General features: G+C 62.6%; 21 protein-coding genes. 4 read left to right on the top strand and 17 right to left on the bottom strand.

Translation table 11 applies throughout. The features are described 5' to 3' along the window. Positions 1–20: 20 nt before the first annotated feature. The 5 genes from AC1RJY_RS06630 to AC1RJY_RS06610 form a co-directional block, all read right to left on the bottom strand. Positions 21–3,035, bottom strand: coding sequence for an AAA family ATPase (locus tag AC1RJY_RS06630; RefSeq protein ID WP_498601892.1), 3,015 nt, complete (start codon positions 3,033–3,035; stop codon positions 21–23). Beyond that, positions 3,032–4,222 carry an exonuclease SbcCD subunit D gene (locus AC1RJY_RS06625; RefSeq protein WP_498601890.1) on the bottom strand — a complete coding sequence of 397 codons (1,191 nt, stop codon included), beginning with the start codon at positions 4,220–4,222 and terminating at the stop codon, positions 3,032–3,034. The genes AC1RJY_RS06630 and AC1RJY_RS06625 overlap by 4 nt, the downstream gene beginning before the upstream one ends. Before the next feature lie 69 nt (positions 4,223–4,291). After that, entirely contained in the window at positions 4,292–5,227 is a 936-nt protein-coding gene (locus AC1RJY_RS06620) for an aquaporin (protein ID WP_498601888.1), read from the bottom strand. Between the two features lie 160 nt (positions 5,228–5,387). Further along, entirely contained in the window at positions 5,388–5,732 is a 345-nt protein-coding gene (locus AC1RJY_RS06615; protein WP_210063666.1) for a DUF202 domain-containing protein, read from the bottom strand. 2 nt (positions 5,733–5,734) lie between these two features. Then, a complete protein-coding gene (locus AC1RJY_RS06610; protein ID WP_175538584.1) occupies positions 5,735–6,091 on the bottom strand; it encodes a YidH family protein in 357 nt (118 codons plus the stop codon). Between the two features lie 81 nt (positions 6,092–6,172). Here AC1RJY_RS06610 and AC1RJY_RS06605 point away from each other — a divergent pair, with 81 nt between their 5' ends. Further along, a complete protein-coding gene (locus AC1RJY_RS06605; protein ID WP_498601886.1) occupies positions 6,173–7,243 on the top strand; it encodes an ADP-ribosylglycohydrolase family protein in 1,071 nt (356 codons plus the stop codon). A gap of 7 nt (positions 7,244–7,250) precedes the next feature. Here AC1RJY_RS06605 and AC1RJY_RS06600 read toward each other — a convergent pair whose 3' ends face one another. The 5 genes from AC1RJY_RS06600 to AC1RJY_RS06580 form a co-directional block, all read right to left on the bottom strand. After that, on the bottom strand, positions 7,251–7,703 hold the full coding sequence (locus tag AC1RJY_RS06600; protein ID WP_498601978.1) for a DUF4395 domain-containing protein: 453 nt from the start codon (positions 7,701–7,703) through the stop codon (positions 7,251–7,253). A 1-nt stretch (position 7,704) separates the two neighbouring features. Continuing rightward, positions 7,705–8,715, bottom strand: coding sequence for a 3'-5' exonuclease (locus AC1RJY_RS06595; RefSeq protein ID WP_011775227.1), 1,011 nt, complete (start codon positions 8,713–8,715; stop codon positions 7,705–7,707). Between the two features lie 95 nt (positions 8,716–8,810). Further along, positions 8,811–9,497, bottom strand: a complete 687-nt coding sequence (locus AC1RJY_RS06590; protein WP_011775228.1) for a hypothetical protein — start codon at positions 9,495–9,497, stop codon at positions 8,811–8,813. Beyond that, a complete protein-coding gene (locus AC1RJY_RS06585) occupies positions 9,494–10,432 on the bottom strand; it encodes an ABC transporter ATP-binding protein (protein WP_498601884.1) in 939 nt (312 codons plus the stop codon). The genes AC1RJY_RS06590 and AC1RJY_RS06585 overlap by 4 nt, the downstream gene beginning before the upstream one ends. Further along, positions 10,429–10,830, bottom strand: a complete 402-nt coding sequence (locus AC1RJY_RS06580; protein WP_197533143.1) for a GntR family transcriptional regulator — start codon at positions 10,828–10,830, stop codon at positions 10,429–10,431. Before AC1RJY_RS06580 ends, AC1RJY_RS06585 begins: the two co-directional genes overlap by 4 nt. 130 nt (positions 10,831–10,960) lie before the next feature. Here AC1RJY_RS06580 and AC1RJY_RS06575 point away from each other — a divergent pair, with 130 nt between their 5' ends. Further along, positions 10,961–11,722, top strand: a complete 762-nt coding sequence (locus AC1RJY_RS06575; protein ID WP_187329962.1) for a DedA family protein — start codon at positions 10,961–10,963, stop codon at positions 11,720–11,722. A 71-nt stretch (positions 11,723–11,793) separates the two neighbouring features. On the opposite strand, the gene rdgB is transcribed toward AC1RJY_RS06575, so the two are convergent. From rdgB to clpS, 6 genes are all read right to left on the bottom strand, one after another. After that, positions 11,794–12,456 (bottom strand): RdgB/HAM1 family non-canonical purine NTP pyrophosphatase, encoded by a 663-nt coding sequence (rdgB, locus tag AC1RJY_RS06570; RefSeq protein WP_498601881.1) that lies wholly within the window; start codon positions 12,454–12,456, stop codon positions 11,794–11,796. Beyond that, positions 12,453–13,211, bottom strand: a complete 759-nt coding sequence (gene rph, locus AC1RJY_RS06565) for a ribonuclease PH (protein ID WP_011775233.1) — start codon at positions 13,209–13,211, stop codon at positions 12,453–12,455. Before rph ends, rdgB begins: the two co-directional genes overlap by 4 nt. 55 nt (positions 13,212–13,266) lie before the next feature. After that, positions 13,267–14,064 (bottom strand): MBL fold metallo-hydrolase, encoded by a 798-nt coding sequence (locus AC1RJY_RS06560; RefSeq protein WP_011775234.1) that lies wholly within the window; start codon positions 14,062–14,064, stop codon positions 13,267–13,269. After that, complete coding sequence (murI, locus tag AC1RJY_RS06555) at positions 14,061–15,131, bottom strand: glutamate racemase (protein WP_498601878.1); 1,071 nt, start codon at positions 15,129–15,131, stop codon at positions 14,061–14,063. The genes AC1RJY_RS06560 and murI overlap by 4 nt, the downstream gene beginning before the upstream one ends. Before the next feature lie 64 nt (positions 15,132–15,195). Continuing rightward, entirely contained in the window at positions 15,196–15,762 is a 567-nt protein-coding gene (locus AC1RJY_RS06550; RefSeq protein WP_011775236.1) for a DUF2017 domain-containing protein, read from the bottom strand. Then, positions 15,755–16,117, bottom strand: coding sequence for an ATP-dependent Clp protease adapter ClpS (clpS, locus tag AC1RJY_RS06545; protein ID WP_011775237.1), 363 nt, complete (start codon positions 16,115–16,117; stop codon positions 15,755–15,757). The genes AC1RJY_RS06550 and clpS overlap by 8 nt, the downstream gene beginning before the upstream one ends. 37 nt (positions 16,118–16,154) lie before the next feature. Here clpS and AC1RJY_RS06540 point away from each other — a divergent pair, with 37 nt between their 5' ends. Both AC1RJY_RS06540 and AC1RJY_RS06535 read left to right on the top strand, forming a co-directional pair. Further along, entirely contained in the window at positions 16,155–17,483 is a 1,329-nt protein-coding gene (locus AC1RJY_RS06540) for a nicotinate phosphoribosyltransferase (RefSeq protein WP_011775238.1), read from the top strand. After that, positions 17,483–18,109 carry an isochorismatase family protein gene (locus AC1RJY_RS06535; RefSeq protein WP_498601877.1) on the top strand — a complete coding sequence of 209 codons (627 nt, stop codon included), beginning with the start codon at positions 17,483–17,485 and terminating at the stop codon, positions 18,107–18,109. Before AC1RJY_RS06540 ends, AC1RJY_RS06535 begins: the two co-directional genes overlap by 1 nt. Positions 18,110–18,186: 77 nt before the next feature. Here AC1RJY_RS06535 and AC1RJY_RS06530 read toward each other — a convergent pair whose 3' ends face one another. Continuing rightward, positions 18,187–19,962 (bottom strand): DEAD/DEAH box helicase, encoded by a 1,776-nt coding sequence (locus AC1RJY_RS06530; RefSeq protein ID WP_011775240.1) that lies wholly within the window; start codon positions 19,960–19,962, stop codon positions 18,187–18,189. Positions 19,963–20,010 lie beyond the last annotated feature (48 nt).

The following is a 20,010-nucleotide window of genomic DNA, read 5'->3' as shown; positions in this document are numbered from 1 at the left end:
TTAAGTCTATCGGATCCGTCTCAGACCGGACCCGCTTCGGCAATCCGCACGCTTGAACCGTGCCTGCCCTTAACCACTTGCAGCTGATTGGTGATGCGTTGCTTCATCTCCCCCACGTGACTCACAAGGCCAACTACCCTGCCGCCGTCGCGCAATCCCTCCAAGGCATCCATCACTTGTTCCAGGGCCTGGTCATCGAGGCTGCCGAAGCCTTCGTCAACAAACAGGGTCTCGATATCCACGCCGCCGGCCTCCTGCTGGACCACATCGGCGAGGCCAAGAGCCAAGGATAACGACGCCATGAACGATTCACCGCCCGACAACGTGGACGTGTCCCGCCGCTGCCCCGTCCACTCGTCCACAACTTCAAGCCCAAGCCCGGACTTTGCGCCTCTGGCAGCCTTAGCGTCCGTGTGCTGCAACGTATACCGGCCATCGCTCATGGCCACAAGGCGCTCGGAGGCCGCGGTGGCCACCTGTTCAAGGCGTGCCGCCAAGACGTAGGCGTTCAGGCTCATCCGGTAGCTGTTGTCGCCCGATCCCCTCACGGTATCGGCCAGCTCAGCCAGCATCTGCGCCCGGTTCCGCGGCTCCCTTCCGGCTTGCGCCAAGCTTTGGTACTCCGTCCGAAAACGGGCAACAGCGGCCGCCGATTTTCCAGCAAGCCCAGCCGACAAAGCCTTGGCCCGTGCATCGTCCGCGGCATTCGCAGCATGAAGCTTCGATTCGGCAAGTTCGGCTTCTCCCAAAGGATGTTCTCCAATGCTCGCTTCCTTGGCAGCGAGGACGAGGTCCTCACTGCCAAACAACTCATCCAGACGGGATGACTCAGCATCGAAATCGGCCAGGTCCTTTTCCAGGCCCACAACATCGGCGGGAGAGAGGATCTCCCGGCGGGCGTCGTCGGCCGAGGCGAACCCGGATTCCGACAAAGCTTTGTCAAGGGATGCGGCAGCGTCTTGCCTCGCTTGTTCGGCTCGTTCCAGTTCGCGGTCTGCATCCACAGCTGCCTGCAGGAGGCCGCGTTCAGCCTCGAGTGCTTCCAAACGATCGCGCAAGCTCGAAAAGTCGCCCCTCAAGCCAGCAAGATCCGTTTCGAGGGCAACACATTGCTCTTGGAGTACGTGGACAGCCGCCGACGCCTGCGCCGCTGCTCCCACGGATGCATCGTGCTCTTCCTGCGCGAGTACGATGCGCTTGATGAGGGCCTCGTGCCGGACACGAAGTTTCTCCAATGAGGCTTCCGCCGTACGTGCGGCCAAGGCCGCGGCCCGGGCATCTGCAAGCGTGGACTCTGCGGCGGCAGCATCGGCTGAACCACCCTGCGCCACCAGTCCGGCGAGCACCTGCGCTGCCGAGGAAACTTGCTCGGCGAGGAGCCCCAGGGCTCTTTCGCTCGCCTCAAACCGTTCCCTGGCCTCTTCCTCTTCCTGGGCCAGGGAAAGTGCTGTTCGCACGGCTTGGGCGGGGTTGGGGTGTTCTTCGCTCCCGCAAACAGCACATGGCTTACCGCTCTCCAACGCGGCGGCCAGTTCCCCCGCTGCGTTGGCTAAACGCAGTTCGCGGACGTCAAGCCACTTCTGCCGGAGATCCTGCGATGCGGACCGGGCGTGCAGATGCTTCCCGGTGATCACATCCAATTCGCTGGCAGCAGTTGCGTGGCGGGCCACAATTCCCACCAACTCGGCCGCAGCCGTAGCCTCCCGTTCACGTTCGGCCAGTTGGTCAGCCAAAGGTTCGAGGGGCTGGATCTCCAGCTCCACGGCGGACACTTCTTCGCGCAGCTGGTCCACCACGGTGGCCGCAGCTTCCGCAGCGGATAGATGTTCCGCCAGTTCACCACGCCTGGCCGCCAGGCGGACTGTGATCCCTTCCAAGCGCTGTTCTTCTGGCAGCCTGGCCTCAAGGACTGCACAACTCGCCTTGACGGTTTCCAGGGCAATGGTGGGCTTTGGTGCATCCAGGCCCGCGGCATCAAGCTTCTCGCGAAGACCGGCAGCCCGCGCAGACGCCGTGTGGAGTTTGCGCGCTGCGGAGTCAACTGCTTCCAGTTGGCCGCTGAGAACAGCGGCGCGTCGGTGCTTCCCAAGCATTTCCTTGTTCTCCAAGGCACGGGGCGCTGCAAGTTCAAGCAGGACCCGCCGCTGCATCGCGGCACCGAGACGCCCATGCCGCTGGGACTTCTCCTGGGCCTCCTGGAAATGCTCCATAAGGCGGGAAGACAGGGATTCTGCCTCGGCGGCCTCGTTCTGCCGCCGCTTCCATTCAGCTTCTACTTCTGCCTCTACCCCGGCCAGCCAGGCCTCAGGCTCCTGTCCTGGTTCCGTCCCTGCGGCCGAAGTGTCAGCGGCGGGAAGGCCCAGCTGGTCCTGTTCCGATGCAACGCGGTCCAGCAGTAGCTTGAGCTCTGACGCGTTCTCCTGGACGGCACGGGCGGCCTCGGCAGCTTGGTGAACGAGCTGGCGTTCAACCGCTTCAAATCGTTGTGTGCCGAACAATTTTTGGAGGAGTTCCAGCCGGTCATTGGCCTTGGACCTCAGGAATGCGGCGAAGTCTCCCTGTGGCAGCATCACCACCCGGGTGAACTGCTCCCGGTCCATTCCGAGGACGTCCGAAAGTTCGGCCCCAACCTCGTCATTCCTGGAAGATTTCTCCTCCCAGCTCCCGGCGACGCGCTCCCTGAGGAGGGTCTTGGCTTGCTGGGTAGTGAATCCATTGCGTCCGCGGGCGCTGGGCCGGTCCCAAGCGGGCGACCGCGTCACTTCAAAACGGCGACCCCGCGCGGAGAACTCACAGACCACGCGAGGCTCCGCACCTGGCGCCGCATGATCGCTTCGTAGCCGTTTCCCTTCCTGGCGGGCGCCGGGAACGGACCCGTACAGGGCGAAGCAGATGGCATCCAGAATGCTGGTCTTTCCGGCCCCCGTGGCGCCGTTGAGGAGGAAAAGTCCTTGGGCGCTCAAATGGTCGAAGTCAATATGCTGGGGCGTTGCAAACGGACCGAAGGCTTCGATGTCCAAACGATGAATTCTCACAGTTCGGCCTCCTGCAGGCGGACAGCTTCAAGGGCTTCGCGCAGTGCAGCTTCTTCTGCATCGCTGGCGTCGCGGTCCCTGACGTGGTCCAGAAAACCACAGCAGACCCCAAGGTCGTCTTCTGCCTCGGCGAGCCGATTGCTGTAGCTGGTTGAGGTCCGCGCCGCAGCACCCTGGGGATCGAAAGAGAGCACCAAAGTGTCAGGGAAACGGGTGCGCACCCTCTCCATGGCCTGTGCCGGCCGTTGCGTATCGGTCAACGTGATCTGGCAGTAAGCATTCTCTGCCCACGCGTGCTCTTCGGCGCCCAGCAGGTCATCCAGCGTCCCGCGCAAGGTGGCGAGGGCTTTGGGGGCTTCCCACAGAACTTCCTCAACAGCGATCACGCCGCCGGCGTCGAGGTCTACCAGCCAGGCACCCTTGTGGTGCTTGGCTTCCGAGAACGAATAGGCCAAGGGAGAGCCGGAGTACCGGACATGTGGAGCCAGCTCCTGCCGCCCATGGAGGTGACCCAATGCTGTGTAGGCGAAGTCATCAAAGAGATCCACTGGAACCGCGCCCAAGCCGCCGATGCTCAGATCCCGTTCGCTTTCCGAGGTAATGCCCCCACTGGCAAAGGTATGCGCAAGGACCACCGGATACACGGGTCCTGATGCACGGCGCGCCTCAACATCACGCCGGATCCTTTCCACTGCGGCCAGGGTCACATCAAAATGGTTGGCGTTCTCAGCACCCAACCGTTCAGCCACGAGCCGGGGCTCAAGATAGGGGATTCCGTAGACGGCGACTTGGCCGTTCAGTGTGCTGTTCTTGGCATTCTCATCGCCTCCGAGGGGGAAGAGGACTGGTACATCAATGTCCTCCACCTTGGTCCTCAGGTGCACTCCCCCGCGTTCCAGCAGACGGGATGCAAAACCCAACCTGATGGCGGAGTCGTGATTGCCGCTGGTCAGGACGACGCCGGCCCCTGCCTGGGTGATGCGCACGAGGGCGTCATCAAGCAGTTTCACCACGTCCAGGCCAGGCAAGGCGCGATCGTAGACATCCCCTGCAATCAGCACGACGTCAACGGACTTGGATTCCACCAGCGACACCAACTGGTCCACGAAGTTGCGTTGGGCATCAAGCATGCCAACGCCGTGGAATGACCGGCCAAGGTGCCAATCAGAAGTGTGAAGTAACCGCATATTCTCAAGTTAACCGGGGGCACCGACAATAAAGCGCAGGCGAGCCGTCCGCCGTCGATACCTTAAGGTTTATTTGCCCTTTTTACCGTCGAAAAAATCACGGGCGTCATCGGTGACCGGCACGGTCGGTACAGCCCGGGAAGGGGCAACGTCAGCTTTTGCAGCGGCTTCTTCCTTGACCTCTGAGTCTTCAGCAGGCTCATCATCAGCATCGAAGGCGTCGTTAATGCCGTCGGTGCCGCCGTGGAGGTGGTCAGTGTCAGCGACGGCGGCCTGTGACAAGCCTTGGAAACCTCGGAAGGCGAGACCGGCAAGTGCGGCACCCATCAGCGGGGCCACCCAGAAGAGCCAAAGGCCCTCAATCGCCCAGGGTGAGCTGAAGAACGCCTGCGCTGTTGCCCGCGCAGGGTTGAAGGGAAGGTTCCCCAGGACCTGTCCGAGTTGCAGCAAAACAGCCATGGCAAGGCCTACGGCGAAGGGAGCCATCGCGGGAAGAGCCCGGCGACCGGCGGTCGCGCCAAGGAACACTGCCACAAGCAGGGCAGACCCCAAGACTTCAACCAGCAGGACTCCTGCCATCTGTGTTTGCGCAGAAGCATGGTCGCCAAAACCCGGCGCAACAACGTCAAACGCGGCGCGGGCATCCGTGAGGACCGGCACGGTGGTTACCACGAAGTACATCAGGGCAGCACCAACCACGCTGCCGATGATTTGCGCCGCCACATATGCAACGGCCGCCACGGCACGGATTCGGCCGGCAATCAGATTGCCCAAGGTGATAGCCGGGTTGAAATGTCCTCCGGAGACATAACCGAACGCCAGCATTGCCGCTGTCACCGTGAGGCCGGTCGCTAGAGCTGCCGGCAAGGGCGCAGCACCAGGATTTGAAAAAATCCCGACTCCCACTGCCGCGACCACAACGAACATCGATCCCAAAGCTTCAGCCGACAACCGGGCAACAAGTCCCGGCTGGGGTTCGGGTGTGGCCTGTACAGGAGAGGTCATGTCGTATGAGTCCTTACGGTTGATCCGGGATGCCGGTAGGACCGGCTTCGTCTAGGGGACGCTGGTGTTTGGCGCTGGTGCTGCGAGGGCATTGAATGCTCAAGGCCATTGAGTATCTTGCCAGCCGAGTCTGGGCGGTTGCTGAATCCCGCCATTGAGCTTATCCGCCCAAGGCGATGGCGGCGATGGCACTGGCCCCGAGACCCATCACTGCCAGCGTGCTGACCAGGACCAGCCTTGCTGATGCCGCCGAGTTTCCGACGTGGAGTTGGCGTGAGCGAACCCACACCACGGAGGCCAGCACGATGGTGGCCGCGGCTGCCACGAGTGCACAGATCCCTTGGTAATCAAGTCCGGGAAGGCCTGCGACAACGTTCCCGTTGGAAGGTTCGGATGTCAGCCAACTCCGCCAGATAAACAGGTCCACCACCACAAGGGAGATCAGAGTCCTGCGCCAGGCCAAAGTGGTGCGCTCGGGCTGCAACCCGGGGTCGCGGACTTCCATACTTACCGCGCCACCAGGATCAGCACCGCAAAGGCGAACGCCGCAACGGCCACCACGATGGTCATGAACAGCATGACCCGGGAAAACGGGAGCGCCTGATCGTTGCGCATCGCGGCTTCCATCTGTCCCCATCGGCGGTAAGAAAGTGCGGCCAGCCCCGCCCCGACCAAGGCAAGCAAGACACAAAGGACCAGCCGGACGGGCGTCGGGGCGATGTTCGGAGCCAGCTGGTCAACGGCAACGGCGCCGGCAAGCAAGGCAAGCGACGTGCGGATCCATGCGAGGAAGGTACGTTCATTGGCAAGGGAAAACCTGTAGTCGGGTGTCTTGCCTGTCCGTCGCCAAGCAGGTTCACGCAAAATGTCTCTCCAAGTTTTGTCAGTGCCGGGCAGCTTCCCCACCATATCAGCGGCGGTTCACGGGCACGGTAAGTTACTGGCATGAGTGTTGAGCGTACGTCCCCCGTTGTTCCTTCCTTCGAGTCCCGCGTCCACGGGTCACTTTTGGGAGGGGCACTGGGTGATTCCCTTGGTTATGCGGTGGAGTTCGACTCCCTTGCCGCAATTCGCGCCCGCTATGGTTCCGCCGGCCTGACGACGTTCGGGCAACTCGACGGCGCCAGCCACTTCTCGGACGACACGCAAATGACGTTGTATACCGTGGACGGCCTTGTGGAAGCCCTCGAATGGGCCAACGACGGCGTTGCGGCGGACGAAATTGCCTGCCTGTGGCTGGCTTACCTGCGCTGGCTCGCCACCCAGGACGTCGCTGTTGCCTCCTCCGCCCCAGTGCCGCAACCGCGGTGGATCGACACCCAGGAGGTCCTGCGTCACCGCCGTGCGCCCGGAAATGCCTGTCTCAGTGGTTTGGCAACGGGCGAGATGGGGACAGTGGCGCGTCCGGTCAATGCCGACTCCAAGGGTTGCGGCACGGTGATGCGTTCGGCCCCGTTCGGACTCATCCCCCACATTTCCCGGGAGGCTGTGTACAAGCTCAGTTCCGACGCCGCGTCGTTGACTCACGGGCACCCTTCCGCGCGGCTCAGCGCTGCAGCCTTCGGCCTCCTGATCCACAACATCGTGGCCGGAAGCGACATCCGCACCGCCGCTACGGAGGCCCTCGCCTACGTCAATGGCGTCCCTACCAAGGCACCGGAGCTGGCGGAGCGGCTGGAAGCGGCCCTCCAGTTGTCGCTGCAGCCAACCCATCTGGACCCCGACGAACTGACCGCAGCGTTGGGCGAGGGATGGATCGCCGAGGAGGCACTCGCCGTCGGGCTTTATGCTGTGCTGGCCACCAGCGGCAGCACGCCGGCAGAACACTTCCGGACCGCAATAGCCGTGGCAATCAATCACAGTGGCGACAGCGACTCCACAGGGTCCATCGCCGGGAACATCCTGGGCGCGTACTACGGCGAAGACTGCCTGCCGGCCGATTGGATCGAGGCCGTGGAAGCCCCGGAGGTCATCCGCGGCATGGCGGACAGGTTGCTTGCCGTAACCACCGGCTGACTCCCCGCTACGTCCGGCGAAGCGTGACGTTGTTGCAGGCCTCGCACACGGCTTCATGGATAAGGCCGCTGCGCTGCAGAAAGCCAAAAATTGCGCAGCCCAGGCAAAAGCCCGCAAATGCCTCCAGCGAAGCCGCCACGATCAGCAGCGCCAGCAGTATCCAAGCGGCGGGCTGGAAAGCGGTGAAAAACAGCACGACGGCGGCACTCGTCAAGGCGGCCCCGATGCCTTGGGCGAAACGCTTGGGAGGACGGGCAACGAGCTTGGCGTGCCCGATCCGGGGCCAGCACCTTGACGGACAGCACGTCGAGCGGTGAGAGACCACAACCAGCCTGGCGGTGATCCGTGCAGCATATTCGTTCACCGGGTTCGGGAAGGCGAAGACGGCCCGCCAATCCACCCCGCCGTGTGTGGCAGCACCGGCAGGCGGAGGCTGAGGGGTTGGGGAAGGGCCGGCCAGGTCATGCCCCGCCCACCATCTGCAGGAATTCGCCCTCGGAGACAACCTCGATTTGTTGGCCCTTGGCGTGAAGTTCCAAGACCCGTTTGGCTTTGCCGGTCAGGCGTCCGGCGCGAAGGTCGCCTGCCACGAAGCCATCACCGACAATCAGCACGGTGGTCCGTGCTGTGACCCGGCTTTCCGGGCGGGCACCCATGTCCGCGGCCCGTGACTTCGCCTCCGGCCTGGTGATGGCGAGGTCGCCCGTGAACACCACGGTCTGGCCGAAGAGCGGATGTCCAGGTTCGGCAGCGGGGTTCGGCAAGGGGTTGGGCCCCTCCTCCGGCCACGCCGCGAAACCGCTGGGGACGCCCATGGCTCGCTCCAGTGTTCGTTCGGCTGAGCTGCCGGTCCTGGCCGCGAGCGCGGAGATGGTCGCTTTGGAGAGACCATGCGCGGGATCGAAGGCCGGTTGCTTCGGCAGGTTGAGGCCCAGTGATAGATAGAGTTCGGCGATGCTGTTGGCGTTGTTGCGGCGGGCGATGTCCACCAGGATGCCGGCGCAGGCGCGTGCGTCTTCTGCGGCGTCGTGGTGGTTCACCAAGGGAACTCCGGCTTCCTCGGCTGCGTAAGGCAAGGAATTGGACACCAGTGAGTAGCAGCGGCGGGACAGCATCACGGTGCACACGTAGTCGTAGGCTGGTCCGGCAAGACCAGAGACTTCCAGGCCTGAACGGATCACGCCAAGGTCGAAGGCTGCATTGTGCGCTGCGAGTACATCGTCCCCGATGAACGCACCGATTTCCGGGAACAGTTCCCCGAACCTCGGGCGTCCGGCGACGTCTTCGGCACGGATGCCGTGAATTCGCGTGTTGTGGAATTCGAAGTGATCGTGGTTCTCGGGTGGGCGCATCAGCCAGGAGGCTTCCTCCACCACAACGCCACCGCGGACTTTACTGAGGCCTACCGAACACGGCGACCCCCGGAAGCCGTTGGCTGTTTCAAAGTCGATCGCCGTAAAGTCCAATGCCACTGGACAAGATTACAGCCGGTAAAGGCCGCCCCAGCCGATTTCCGCGGCGGGGCGGCCCTTCCGGCCTGCTTTGTGGTGAACGCTACATTCGGCGCTTATGGGGTTGCCCTGCGAAGGGTCGCGTAGGAGCCGACTGCGAGAACGACGCACAGCAGCGCGGCCCACCCGCTGATGGTTAGCGGTGTTTGCTGGGCAAACCAACTTCCAACGTGTCCCCACCACTCAAGCAATGTTGTGAGGGCTGCGAAGCCTATCAACGCCAAGGCGGTTCCCAGGGTGGAGATCAGGGTGCCCGTGGTTCCCCAGCGCTTGAATATGGTGGCGAACCAGAATCCAATGATGAACATGAACATCATCAGTACGAAGAAGAACGCTGCGGTGGAGTACCAGGGACCATCCGTTACCCATGGGATGTTGAAGAAGTAGCCGTAGATGCCCCAGCCTGTGGTTGCCCTTTCAATGACACCACCGAGCAGGTAGAGCGCTGTCATCCCGAGTGCGATGAGGGAGAAGAGACCCAGAGTTCCCAGGTAGAACGCCCTGCGGCTGATGCTCAGGCCCTGGGAGAACGGGAACACCAAGGTCATGCTTTGGATTCCGAGAACCAGGAAATACCACAGGGGCGCTTGGCTTCCGCCACCGTTTTTGCCCTCGGTGACGGGGATGAGTGCGAAGATGGCGAGCGACATCAGGAAGGCTGCCGCCAGGATGGTCAACGGCCATCCGATGTACGTCCATTTATTGATCAGTTGCATTCGGGCAACTGCCAGGGTCCTGCTCATCGCCTTGCCTCCAACGTGTCGTCGGCGAGTTCTTCTGTTCTCGACGCGGGTCCGGGTACTCCCGAGCCCGCCATGGTTTTGCGGACCACCAACTGCTGCAGGGAAACGGGCGTCAATTCGAGACCAAGCTCTTGGGCCACGCCACGTTCGCTGCTGCTGAGCGCCTCGTCCACTGTCACGGACGCCAGGGAGCCCAACGTTTCGCGGTGCAGAATCCTGCGGCCGGTCAGGAAAGCGTCCACTTTTTCCACGGAACCTGAAACGGTGACAGCCGAACCGCGGATTTCTTCGGCGTCGGCGTCCATGATGATCCGTCCCCGGTCAATCACCACAACATGTTCCAGGAGGTTTGCTACCTCGTCGATCAGGTGGGACGACAGGATGATGGTGCGCGGGTGCTCTGCATAGTCCTCCACGAGGCGGTCGTAGAACAACTGGCGGGCTACTGCGTCGAGCCCCAGATACGGCTCATCGAAGAATGTCAGTTCTGCGCGGGACGCCAGTCCGATGATGACTCCCACGGCAGACAACTGGCCGCGGGAGAGTTTCTTGATCCGCCTCTTGACGGGAAGCTGGAAGTCCTCGGCCAGGCGGTCCGCGAAGTCCTGGTCCCAGTTTTTGTAGAAGAGCGCAGCCGAGCGGAAGGCGTGCTGCGGCTGGAAGTCTTCCGGATATTTCTGCGATTCACGGATGAAGCAGATCCGGGACAGGACGGCATCGTTCTCGTAAGCGTTGGCGCCAAAAACCAGGGCTTCACCGGAGGTGGCGAAAGCCTGGGCCGTAAGGATGGACATCAGCGTTGTCTTGCCGGCACCGTTGCGTCCCAACAGGCCGTAGATTCGGTTTGCCGAGAGGCTGAGGGTGACGTTGTCCAGTGCGTTGACGTCTTTGTAGTGCTTGACCAGGTTACGGGCCTCGACGATGGTCTCGTTCACAGGGCCGCGCTCCTTTCTTTATCGGTCCCGGGTTCCGGGGCAAGCCCCGAGCTTCGTTCAATCATGGTGTTCAGCTGCTCGGCCGAGATGCCCAGTTTCCGGGCTTCCAATGTCAGCGGCTTGACGTACTGTTCGAAGAACTCTTCAGTGCGGCGCGCAACCAGCTGGGCACGGGCCCCTGTGGCGACGAACATCCCTATCCCCCTGCGTTTGTAGAGAATTCCTGAATCCACCAGCACATTGACGCCCTTGGCGGCAGTCGCCGGGTTGATGCGGTGGAAAGCTGCGAACTCGTTGGTGGAGGGCACCTGCGATTCCTCGGCCATGCTGCCGTCCACGATTCCGTTTTCGATGAGTTCGGCGATCTGCATGAAGATCGGTTTGCTGTCATCGATCATGAGCACCACCGCCTTACTGGTTCATTACTCATGTAACTAACCATACAACCGGTGAACCAAGAGTCAAGAGGCTCACCGGAAAAATACGACGACGGCCGTCAAGTAGGCTTGATGGGTGATCTTTACTGCGATAAGCGACCTTGCCGTATCCACTTTCGGGGGCGCGGGCCCGGTACAGCCGCCTATGGCTTCGTTCCTGCCGGACTGGCTGAACCCCGACGTCTTCCTCCGCGATTCACCTTTGGGACCGTGGGTGGTCCTTCTGGTCTGCGCCATTGTGTTCGCAGAAACAGGCCTCCTTGTGGGGTTCTTCCTGCCCGGTGACTCGATGCTGTTCACGGCGGGGCTCCTGGTCTCCACCGGGGCTATCGAGTTCAACCTCTGGGCCATGTGCGCCATGATCATCGTGGCTGCCATCATCGGCAACCAGACCGGTTATCTCATAGGATCCAAGGCCGGCCCGGCCATCTTCAACAAGCCCGACTCCAGGCTTTTCAAAAAGGAGAACGTGGAGAGCGCCCATGCGTTCTTCGAAAAGCACGGCGGCAAAGCCTTGATACTGGCACGGTTCGTTCCCATCATCCGCACCTTCGTGCCGGTGATCGTGGGCGTGGCTCAGATGGACAAGCGCAAGTTCTTCCTCTTCAACGTCATCGGCGCCGTCCTTTGGGGCGGCGGTGTTACCCTGCTCGGCGCATGGCTTGGCCAGTTCGAGTGGGTTGGAAACAACATCGACATTATCTTCATCGTCATCGTTCTGATCTCGGTCATCCCCATCTTCATTGAGATCGGCCGTGGATTCATGGCAAAGCGCAGGGCCGCTGCCGAAGGCACGGACCCCGTGGAGGAATTCATCGAGGAACACGAGGGCGGCAAGCACGGCGAGCACTAAGGCTCCTGGAACCCCTGAAACGCGAAAGGCACCCCGCAGCAGCGGGGTGCCTTTTCACGTACAGGAGCAAGCTACGTGGCGTCTGGCCCGGACAACGCCGATACGATGGCGGGCAACAAAGCACGGAACGCCTGTCCGCGGTGGCTGATGGCGTTCTTTTCTGCGGGGCTAAGCTCGGCACAGCTCCGATCCATTCCGGCGGGTTGCAGCACGGGGTCGTAGCCGAAACCACCCTCGCCGCGGGGTTCACGCAGCAACGTCCCTTCCAACTGGCCATACTCCACGGTCTCGTGGGCAATGCCGTCGGGACCCGGGACCGCCAAGGCAGCAGCGCATACGAACGCAGCTCCGCGGAAAGCGTCCGGAACATCGGAGAGCTGTGCCAGCAACAGGTTCAGATTGCCGATGTCATCACCATGCGTGCCGGACCAGCGTGCCGAGAAGATACCCGGAGCCCCGCCCAGGACATCAACGGCCAATCCCGAGTCGTCGGCGATGGCCACCAGGCCGGTCGCCTCCGCCACCGCCCTGGCCTTGAGGAGGGAGTTCTCAGCAAAGGTGACACCGGTTTCGGCAACATCCGGGGCACCTGCCGCAGCGGCGTCCACCACCTGGGTATCGACGTCGAGCCCTGGCACCTGGCCCCGCAGCAGGTCCCGGAGTTCCTTCAGCTTGCCCTTGTTGTGTGTTGCCAGGACGAGGCGTGGAGCCTCAGAGGCCTGTGCGCTGCTCACGGTGCTTCGGCCAGCGTCTCACGCTGGATGGCGGACAGCTGCGTGGTGCCGAGGAGTGCGAGGTCCAAGAGGGCGTTGAGCTCGTCGCGATCGAACGGAGCGCCTTCTGCGGTGCCCTGAACTTCCACGAACTTGCCCGAACCGGTCACCACAACGTTCATGTCCGTCTCCGCACGAACGTCCTCCACATACGGAAGATCCAGCATCGGGACGCCGTCAATGATGCCCACGGAGACCGCTGCAATGGTATCCACCAGGGGCTCCGCGTTGCGTGCAATGAGCTTGTTCTCACGTGCAAAGCGGATAGCTTCCGCCAGCGCCACGTAAGCGCCGGTGATCGCGGCGGTGCGCGTGCCGCCGTCGGCCTGCAGGACGTCGCAGTCCAGAACGATCGTGTTTTCGCCCAGTGCCTTGGTGTCGATGATGGAGCGCAGCGAGCGGCCAATGAGGCGCGAGATCTCATGCGTGCGCCCACCGATCTTGCCCTTGACCGACTCGCGGTCGGAACGGGTGTTCGTGGCACGGGGAAGCATGGCGTACTCGGCCGTGACCCATCCGCGGCCTTCGCCCTTGAGCCAGCGGGGCACACCCTCGGTCAGGGAAGCGGTGCACAGAACCCGGGTGTTGCCGAATTCGATCAGTGCCGAGCCCTCGGCCTGCTTCGACCAGCCGCGGGTGATGCTGATGGGTCGCAGTTGATCGGGGGTCCGGCCATCGGCGCGGATGACGGGAGTGGCTGTAGCTTCAGAAGTCATGGTTCAAGCTTAGCCAAGCTGAAGGCACCACCCCGACGCCGGGTAAGGTGCGAGGCTAGATCGTGTAGTGGACTCCGGCGACGGCGACTGCAACGTCACCGGTGAAGACCGGCTTGGCCTCGGACAACACCTTGGTCTGGGAGGTCCACACCGGGATGTGTGTCAGGAGGAGGCGTTTGGCACCGGCATTCATGGCAGCCTCACCTGCACGCTTGCCCGTAAGGTGGACGTCCTTGATGCCGTCATCCCTGCCTTCCTCGAATGCCGCCTCGCACAGGAACAAGTCCGAGCCCCTCGCGGCGTCCTCGAGCCCCTGGCAGGAATCCGTGTCCCCGGAGTACGTCAGGATCCTGGTAACGGGAACGCCGTCCTTGCCCGGTTCCGTGGCAGTAACGCGCAAGGCGTAAGCCTCCTCGACGGGGTGGTTGACCGCGAAAGGGGTCACAGTGAAGGGACCCACCGTGACCGGCTTGAGCTCGGTCCAGTTGGTGAAGTCGAATTCCTCGTGCATGCCGGGGTCGAGGTCCAGCCCGTAGGCGGTGGCCATTCTGTCCGCAGTAGCCGCAGGACCCCACACTGGCAGGCGATCCCGGCCCCAGCCGCCCGGCTTCCAACGAACCGCGACGTGGAGGCCGCAGAGGTCCATGCAGTGATCAGGGTGCAAGTGCGTGAGGAAGATCGCATCGATGTCTTCCAGATCCGTATAGCGCTGGATGGCGCCCAAAGCTCCGCTGCCCAGGTCCATCACGATCTTCCACTCGCGCTCACCGTCGTGCGCTGTCACCAGATAGCACGACGCCGGCGAACCAGGACCGGGGAACGAGCCCGTGCAACCTACGATGGTCAGTTTCACAGGCCACGTCCCATGGTGGTGCGAGCGTCGCCGGTGAGGGTGTCCTCCGGCTGGACGAAGTACGAGCGGCGGGACAGCCCTGCTCCCGAACGTGCGGCTTCCAGCATCTCCGGAGTGATGCGGGCCAGGCTGCCTGTGGGGTACTGGGCCGCGACGTGATCCACGTGCTTCACGGAGAGGACTTCCGGCCCCAGGAAGCGGCGGGCCAGGGTCTCGAACTGCGTGGCATCACCCGTGGCTACGAATTCGTGGCTCGGCGCCTGTGCCTCCGTCCGCTGGATGCCGTGGTTGGCCAAAGCACGGTAGACATCCTTGGCCGTCTCCTCAGCGCTGGAAACCAGGGTGACGTCCTCGCCCATGACGAAAGAAATCACGCCTGTCAGCAGCGGGTAGTGGGTGCAGCCCAGGACAACAGTGTCCACGCCGGCGGACTTGAGTGGCTCCAGGTATTCATTGGCAGCAGCCAGGAGGTCGGGACCGGTGGTGATTCCCGCCTCCACGAAGTTCACGAACGCCGGGCAAGCCACGGAAGTGATGGTGAGGTCCGGCGCGGCGGCAAACGTATCCTCATAAGCTCTGGACCCCACAGTGGCCGAGGTTCCGATCACGCCGATCTTGCCGGAGCGGGTAGCAGAGACTGCACGCCGGACTGCCGGCTGGATAACCTCGATGACCGGGATGCCATAACGGGCCGTGTAGCGTTCCCTCGCATCACGGAGCACAGCGGCGGATGCCGAATTGCAGGCAATGGTCAGCAACTTCACGCCTGAATCCACCAGTTCGTCCATGACGCCCAGCGCGTTGGCACGGACTTCGGCTATGGGCAGTGGACCATAGGGGCCATTAGCGGTGTCGCCGACGTAAAGAATCGATTCGTTGGGGAGTTGATCGATGATGGAACGTGCCACCGTCAACCCGCCCACGCCTGAATCAAAAATGCCGATCGGACGTGCCCCTATGAGTTCCCCGTTGCTGGTGGGGGTGCTGCTGCCCAACGCGCCGCTTGGTGAACCCGATGCTGAAGTCATAATTATTCGAGAATAAGGCTTCCCGTGGTGTCCGGCCATTAACTGTGTTCTCCGCCTCGTGTCTGATTTGTCACAGAGCTGAAGCAGCAACCCGCCATCCGGATCAGGATTTCGCCTGCCTTGCGGCCATCATTGCCTGCACCAAGGACTCCTGGAGCCACGTCGTGAAGTTGTAGACGAGGGCCAAGTAACTCTCCACATCCTCCGCCTGGCTCCAGTCCTGCATGCTGTGGATGTGCTCTGCATCCGCTTCATCGCGGATGTCCAGGCGTTCGGCCAGGACAAGCCGGACGTCGTTCAGCGCCATCGACCACCGCTTGGCATCCTCCGGCGTCAGAACAAGCTCGTTTTTGTCCAGGCCCAAAGCTGCAGCCCTCAAGGCACCAATTTTGCTCTCCCGAACAGAGCGTTCGGTGAGCTGGCGGAACTCCAGCGAGCCCTCGTCGTCGTCCTTCATGACGTTCGGCAACAGGCGCAGCAGGGCGCGGTCGTTGGGCTTCTTGACGTCCATGTCCAGGCCGATCAGCGCCGCCAGCGGGTCTTCGTTCTCCCGAACGTCCGATTCCAACATGGAAATGACGTCGTCCAGCAACCCGCGCAGGAGGTCACGCTCCGCGGGCTCCAGGTATCCGCTGATGCCTTTGAGTCCGTATTTGAATGCCTTAGCCACGCTGGCGGCCGCCCTTTCCGGGTGTTTCGTTGCCGCTCGCGGCCTTCTCCACAGTGGCCCACAGACCGAAACCGTGCATGGCCACCGCGTGCTGCTCCACTTGTTCCTTGCTGCCATGGGCCACAATGGACCGGCCCTTCTTATGGACCTCCATCATGAGCTTGTGGGCTTTGGACTCGGAGTAGCCGAAGTAACTCTGGAACACATAGCTCACATAGCTCATCAGGTTCACGGGATCATTCCAGATCACAAGGTTCCACGGGATATCAGGGGCTGTCAGGACATCGGTGGACGACTGCTCTGCAGCTTTCGTCCTCTCATCAATGTCCGTGCCATACGCAACGCTAGGGCTCATCTGTCCATTCTATGGCGGCTCGCATTAGAGTGAATTCGTGAGTAGAGCCTCGTCGTGGGACCACCCCGCAACTTCCTTGTACACAGACCACTACGAACTGACCATGCTTCAGGCAGCCTTGCATTCGGGCGCCGCGCACCGCCGCTCGGTGTTCGAAGCATTCGCCCGGCGGCTGCCGGACGGCCGCCGCTATGGCGTAGTGGGCGGCACAGGCCGCCTCTTGGAGGGCATCGCAGACTTCCGTTTCGGCGACGCCGAGCTCGCGTTCCTTGAGCTAAACAAAGTGGTCAACCAGGAAACCCTGGACTACTTGGCCGACTACAAATTCAGCGGCGACATCTGGGGTTACGCCGAGGGTGACGCCTATTTCCCCAACTCCCCCATCCTCATCGTCGAATCAACGTTCGCCGAGGCCTGCATCCTGGAAACGTTCATCCTGTCAGTCCTCAACCACGACAGCGCCATTGCTTCCGCGGCCTCAAGGATGACCTCAGCGGCCGGCACACGCCCGTGCATCGAAATGGGCTCCCGGCGCACCCAGGAAGAATCAGCGACGGCGGCGGCCCGCGCCGCCGTGATTGCCGGCTTCGCCAGCACCTCCAACCTGGAAGCCGGCCGGCGCTACGGCATCAAAACCGTCGGCACAGCCGCACACTCCTTCACCCTCCTGCACGACACCGAACGGGAGGCCTTCGAGGCACAGATCGCAGCGTTCGGTCCAGGCACCTCGCTGCTGGTGGATACCTACGACGTCGAGACGGCGGTGCGTACCGCCGTCGAACTGGCCGGTGACAAACTCGGCGCAGTCCGGCTGGATTCGGGCGACCTCATTGCGCAGGCGCAGTGGGTACGGCAAATGCTGGATGACCTCGGCAACGTCAACACCCGCATCGTGGTCACCTCGGACCTCGACGAATTCGCCATCGCAGCGCTCCAGTCGGCGCCGGTTGACTCCTACGGTGTTGGTACGTCCCTGGTCACCGGATCCGGGGCACCCACCGCGAGCATGGTCTACAAGCTGGTCAGCCGCACCAACGACGCCGGCGAGTTCATTTCAGTTGCCAAGGCAGCCAAGAACAAGGCGAGTGTTGGTGGACGCAAATACGCCCTCCGCAAGCTCAACGAACGCGGCCGGGCCACCCAGGAGATCGTTGGCATCGGTCACCGCCCGGAAGATGACGGCAATGACCGCGTCCTGCTCCACCAATTCGTCAAGAACGGCGAGGTGCTGCCCGGATGGACCGGACCGGAAGGCGTCATCCGTGCCCGTGAACGGCACGCAGCCACCATGGCAGAGCTGCCCGCCGTCGTGAACCGCTTGCAGCGTGGCGAAGCTGCCATCCCCACCATCTACGAGGAGAACTGATGTCCAGGGCCCTGATCATCGTCGATGTACAAAATGACTTCTGCGAAGGCGGAACGCTCGCCGTCGAAGGGGGAGCCGCGGTAGCCGGTGCCATCACGGAGTATGTAGATGCCAACCAGCAACACTTCGATCACATCGTTGCCACCCAGGACTGGCACATCGAGCCCGGCGAGCACTTTTCGGATGACCCGGACATGGTTGATTCCTGGCCTCCGCACTGCAGGGCCAGGAGCAAAGGTGCCGAACTCCACGAAGACCTTGATCCCGAGTACATCCAGGCCTACTTCCGCAAAGGGCAGTTCACCGCTGCCTACTCCGGATTCGAGGGCGTCCTGGCTCCTGAGGACGATGTCCCCACCGGTGACCTCAAAGCAGGCACCACCGTAACTGAGGTCCTCGATGAAGACGCGATCGGGCTTGACGACTGGCTGCAAAGCCACGACGTCGAGGAAGTGGTGGTAGTGGGGCTCGCAACGGACTACTGCGTCAAGGCCACGGCACTGGATGCTGTGCAGGCCGGTTACACCACCACGGTCATCGCTGAACTCACGGCCGGAATCGCCGAAGACCTCACCGACGCCTACGACGAAATGGAAGCCGCCGGCGTCGAGGTTGAACGCGACTGAAGCTGAAACGGCTGGAAACACGGGAGGGGGCCGCAACCGCGGCCCCCTCCCGTGTTTACTGCTGAAATTCGAACCAGCTACTTCCTGCCGATGAACCAATCCTGGAGCTTGCGCAGGCGGGCCTGCAACTGTTCCTCGTTCGCTTGGGCAACAGCGGGACCGCCGCACACTTCACGCAGCTTGGTATGAACCACTCCATGCGGCGTGCCGGTGCGGGCGGACCAGGCCGCCACGTTCTTGGCCAGCTCGTTGCGCAGGTCCATCAGCATGCGGTGGTCGGGAACCGCGGGCGAAGCCGCAGCTGCCAAGGGCGACTGGCGCTTCTTCCGTGACTGCTGTTCGTGCTGGCGCTGACGCAAGAGCGTACCTACTTGCTCGGCGTCAAGAAGCCCCGGAATTCCCAGGAAGTCCAACTCTTCATCCGAACCGATATCCGCACCTGTGCCGAACTCCCCGCCGTCAAAAAGGACCCGGTCAAAAGAGGCCTGGGAATCCAAGGCTTCGAACTTGCCCTTGGTGAGCTCGTCCGAGGCCTTGTCCTCGCGGTTGGCCTCCGCCATGAGGTTTTCTTCCGGGTTGAAAAGGCCGTCCTCGTCTTTTTCGGGGCGGTCCAACGCGTGATCGCGTTCGGCCTCCATGGTGTTGGCGAGCACCATCAGCGGAGGTACGGAGGGCAGGAAGACCGACGCCGTCTCGCCCCTCTTGCGGGCACGCACAAAGCGCCCCACGGCCTGGGCAAAGAACAGCGGCGTTGACGTTGAGGTGGCATACACGCCCACGGAGAGACGTGGAACGTCCACGCCTTCGGACACCATGCGGACAGCCACCATCCAGCGCTGGTCCCCAGCGGAGAATTCCTCGATCTTGCTCGAAGCCTTGGAATCATCGGAAAGAATCACAGTGGGCGACTGGCCCGTAATCTTCTTCAGCTGACCGGCATAGGCGCGGGCGTCATCGTGATCCGTGGCAATCACCAGGCCACCGGCGTCCGGAACCGTCCGCCGAACCTCGCCGAGCCGTTTGTCCGCAGCTGCAAGCACGGCTGGGATCCACTCGCCGGTGGGGTTCAAAGCAGTTCGCCAAGCCTGTGAGGTGATGTCCTTCGTGACGGCAGCCTCGCCCAGCGACGCCGCCATTTCATCTCCGGCACTTGTCCGCCAGCGCATCTGGCCGGAATAGGCCATGAACAGCACAGGACGCACCACATGGTCCCGCAGGGCGTTGCCATAACCGTAGGTGTAGTCGGCCTTGGAACGGCGAATACCGTCGCGGTCCTCGGCGTACTCAACGAAAGGAATCGGCGACGTGTCCGAACGGAAGGGTGTACCTGTCAAGGACAAGCGCCGCGCAGCAGGATCAAAGGCCTCGCGCAGGCCGTCACCCCACGAGAGAGCCTCGCCGCCGTGGTGGATTTCGTCGAGGATCACCAAGGTGCGGGCAGCTTCAGTCTTCGCGCGGTGCAGCATGGGCTTGCTCGCCACCTGCGCATATGTGACCGCGACACCCACGAACCCGCGGCCGTGTTGGCCGTCTGAGTTCTTGAAGTTTGGATCAATGGCGACGCCCACTTTTGCTGCGGCGTCCGCCCACTGCCGCTTCAAGTGGTCAGTGGGCGCCACAATGGTGATGCGGTTGACCACCCCGCTGTCCAGCAGGGTGGTGGCGATGCGCAGCGCGAAAGTGGTCTTACCAGCGCCGGGCGTTGCCACAGCGAGGAAGTCCTTTGGATTGCGGGTCATGTAGAGGTCAAGCGCCTCCTGCTGCCACGCACGGAGCTTGGGCGCCGTACCCCAGGCAGCACGCTCCGGGTACGCCGGAGGCAGCGATGGTCCGCCAAAAAGTGTTTCTGTCATGCTGACTCCCCCGGCCTGATGGCAGCGACCACGATCGCCGGCTTTCCG

The sequence above is a fragment of the Arthrobacter sp. GW822-FHT05G07 genome, assembly GCF_058799755.1.
This window is presented reverse-complemented; position numbering and strand designations above follow the sequence as displayed.

Excerpts from the sequence above, each read along its gene's own strand:
- AC1RJY_RS06530 (WP_011775240.1), bottom strand. The coding sequence starts at position 19,962 with ATGACAGAAACACTTTTTGGCGGACCATCGCTGCCTCCGGCGTACCCG.
- AC1RJY_RS06590 (WP_011775228.1), bottom strand. The coding sequence starts at position 9,497 with ATGAGCAGGACCCTGGCAGTTGCCCGAATGCAACTGATCAATAAATGG.
- murI (WP_498601878.1), bottom strand. The coding sequence starts at position 15,131 with ATGGCCGGACACCACGGGAAGCCTTATTCTCGAATAATTATGACTTCA.
- AC1RJY_RS06615 (WP_210063666.1), bottom strand. The coding sequence starts at position 5,732 with ATGGAAGTCCGCGACCCCGGGTTGCAGCCCGAGCGCACCACTTTGGCC.
- AC1RJY_RS06580 (WP_197533143.1), bottom strand. The coding sequence starts at position 10,830 with ATGATCGATGACAGCAAACCGATCTTCATGCAGATCGCCGAACTCATC.
- AC1RJY_RS06625 (WP_498601890.1), bottom strand. The coding sequence starts at position 4,222 with ATGCGGTTACTTCACACTTCTGATTGGCACCTTGGCCGGTCATTCCAC.
- rph (WP_011775233.1), bottom strand. The coding sequence starts at position 13,211 with ATGACTTCTGAAGCTACAGCCACTCCCGTCATCCGCGCCGATGGCCGG.
- AC1RJY_RS06620 (WP_498601888.1), bottom strand. The coding sequence starts at position 5,227 with ATGACCTCTCCTGTACAGGCCACACCCGAACCCCAGCCGGGACTTGTT.
- AC1RJY_RS06605 (WP_498601886.1), top strand. The coding sequence starts at position 6,173 with ATGAGTGTTGAGCGTACGTCCCCCGTTGTTCCTTCCTTCGAGTCCCGC.
- clpS (WP_011775237.1), bottom strand. The coding sequence starts at position 16,117 with ATGAGCCCTAGCGTTGCGTATGGCACGGACATTGATGAGAGGACGAAA.
- AC1RJY_RS06535 (WP_498601877.1), top strand. The coding sequence starts at position 17,483 with ATGTCCAGGGCCCTGATCATCGTCGATGTACAAAATGACTTCTGCGAA.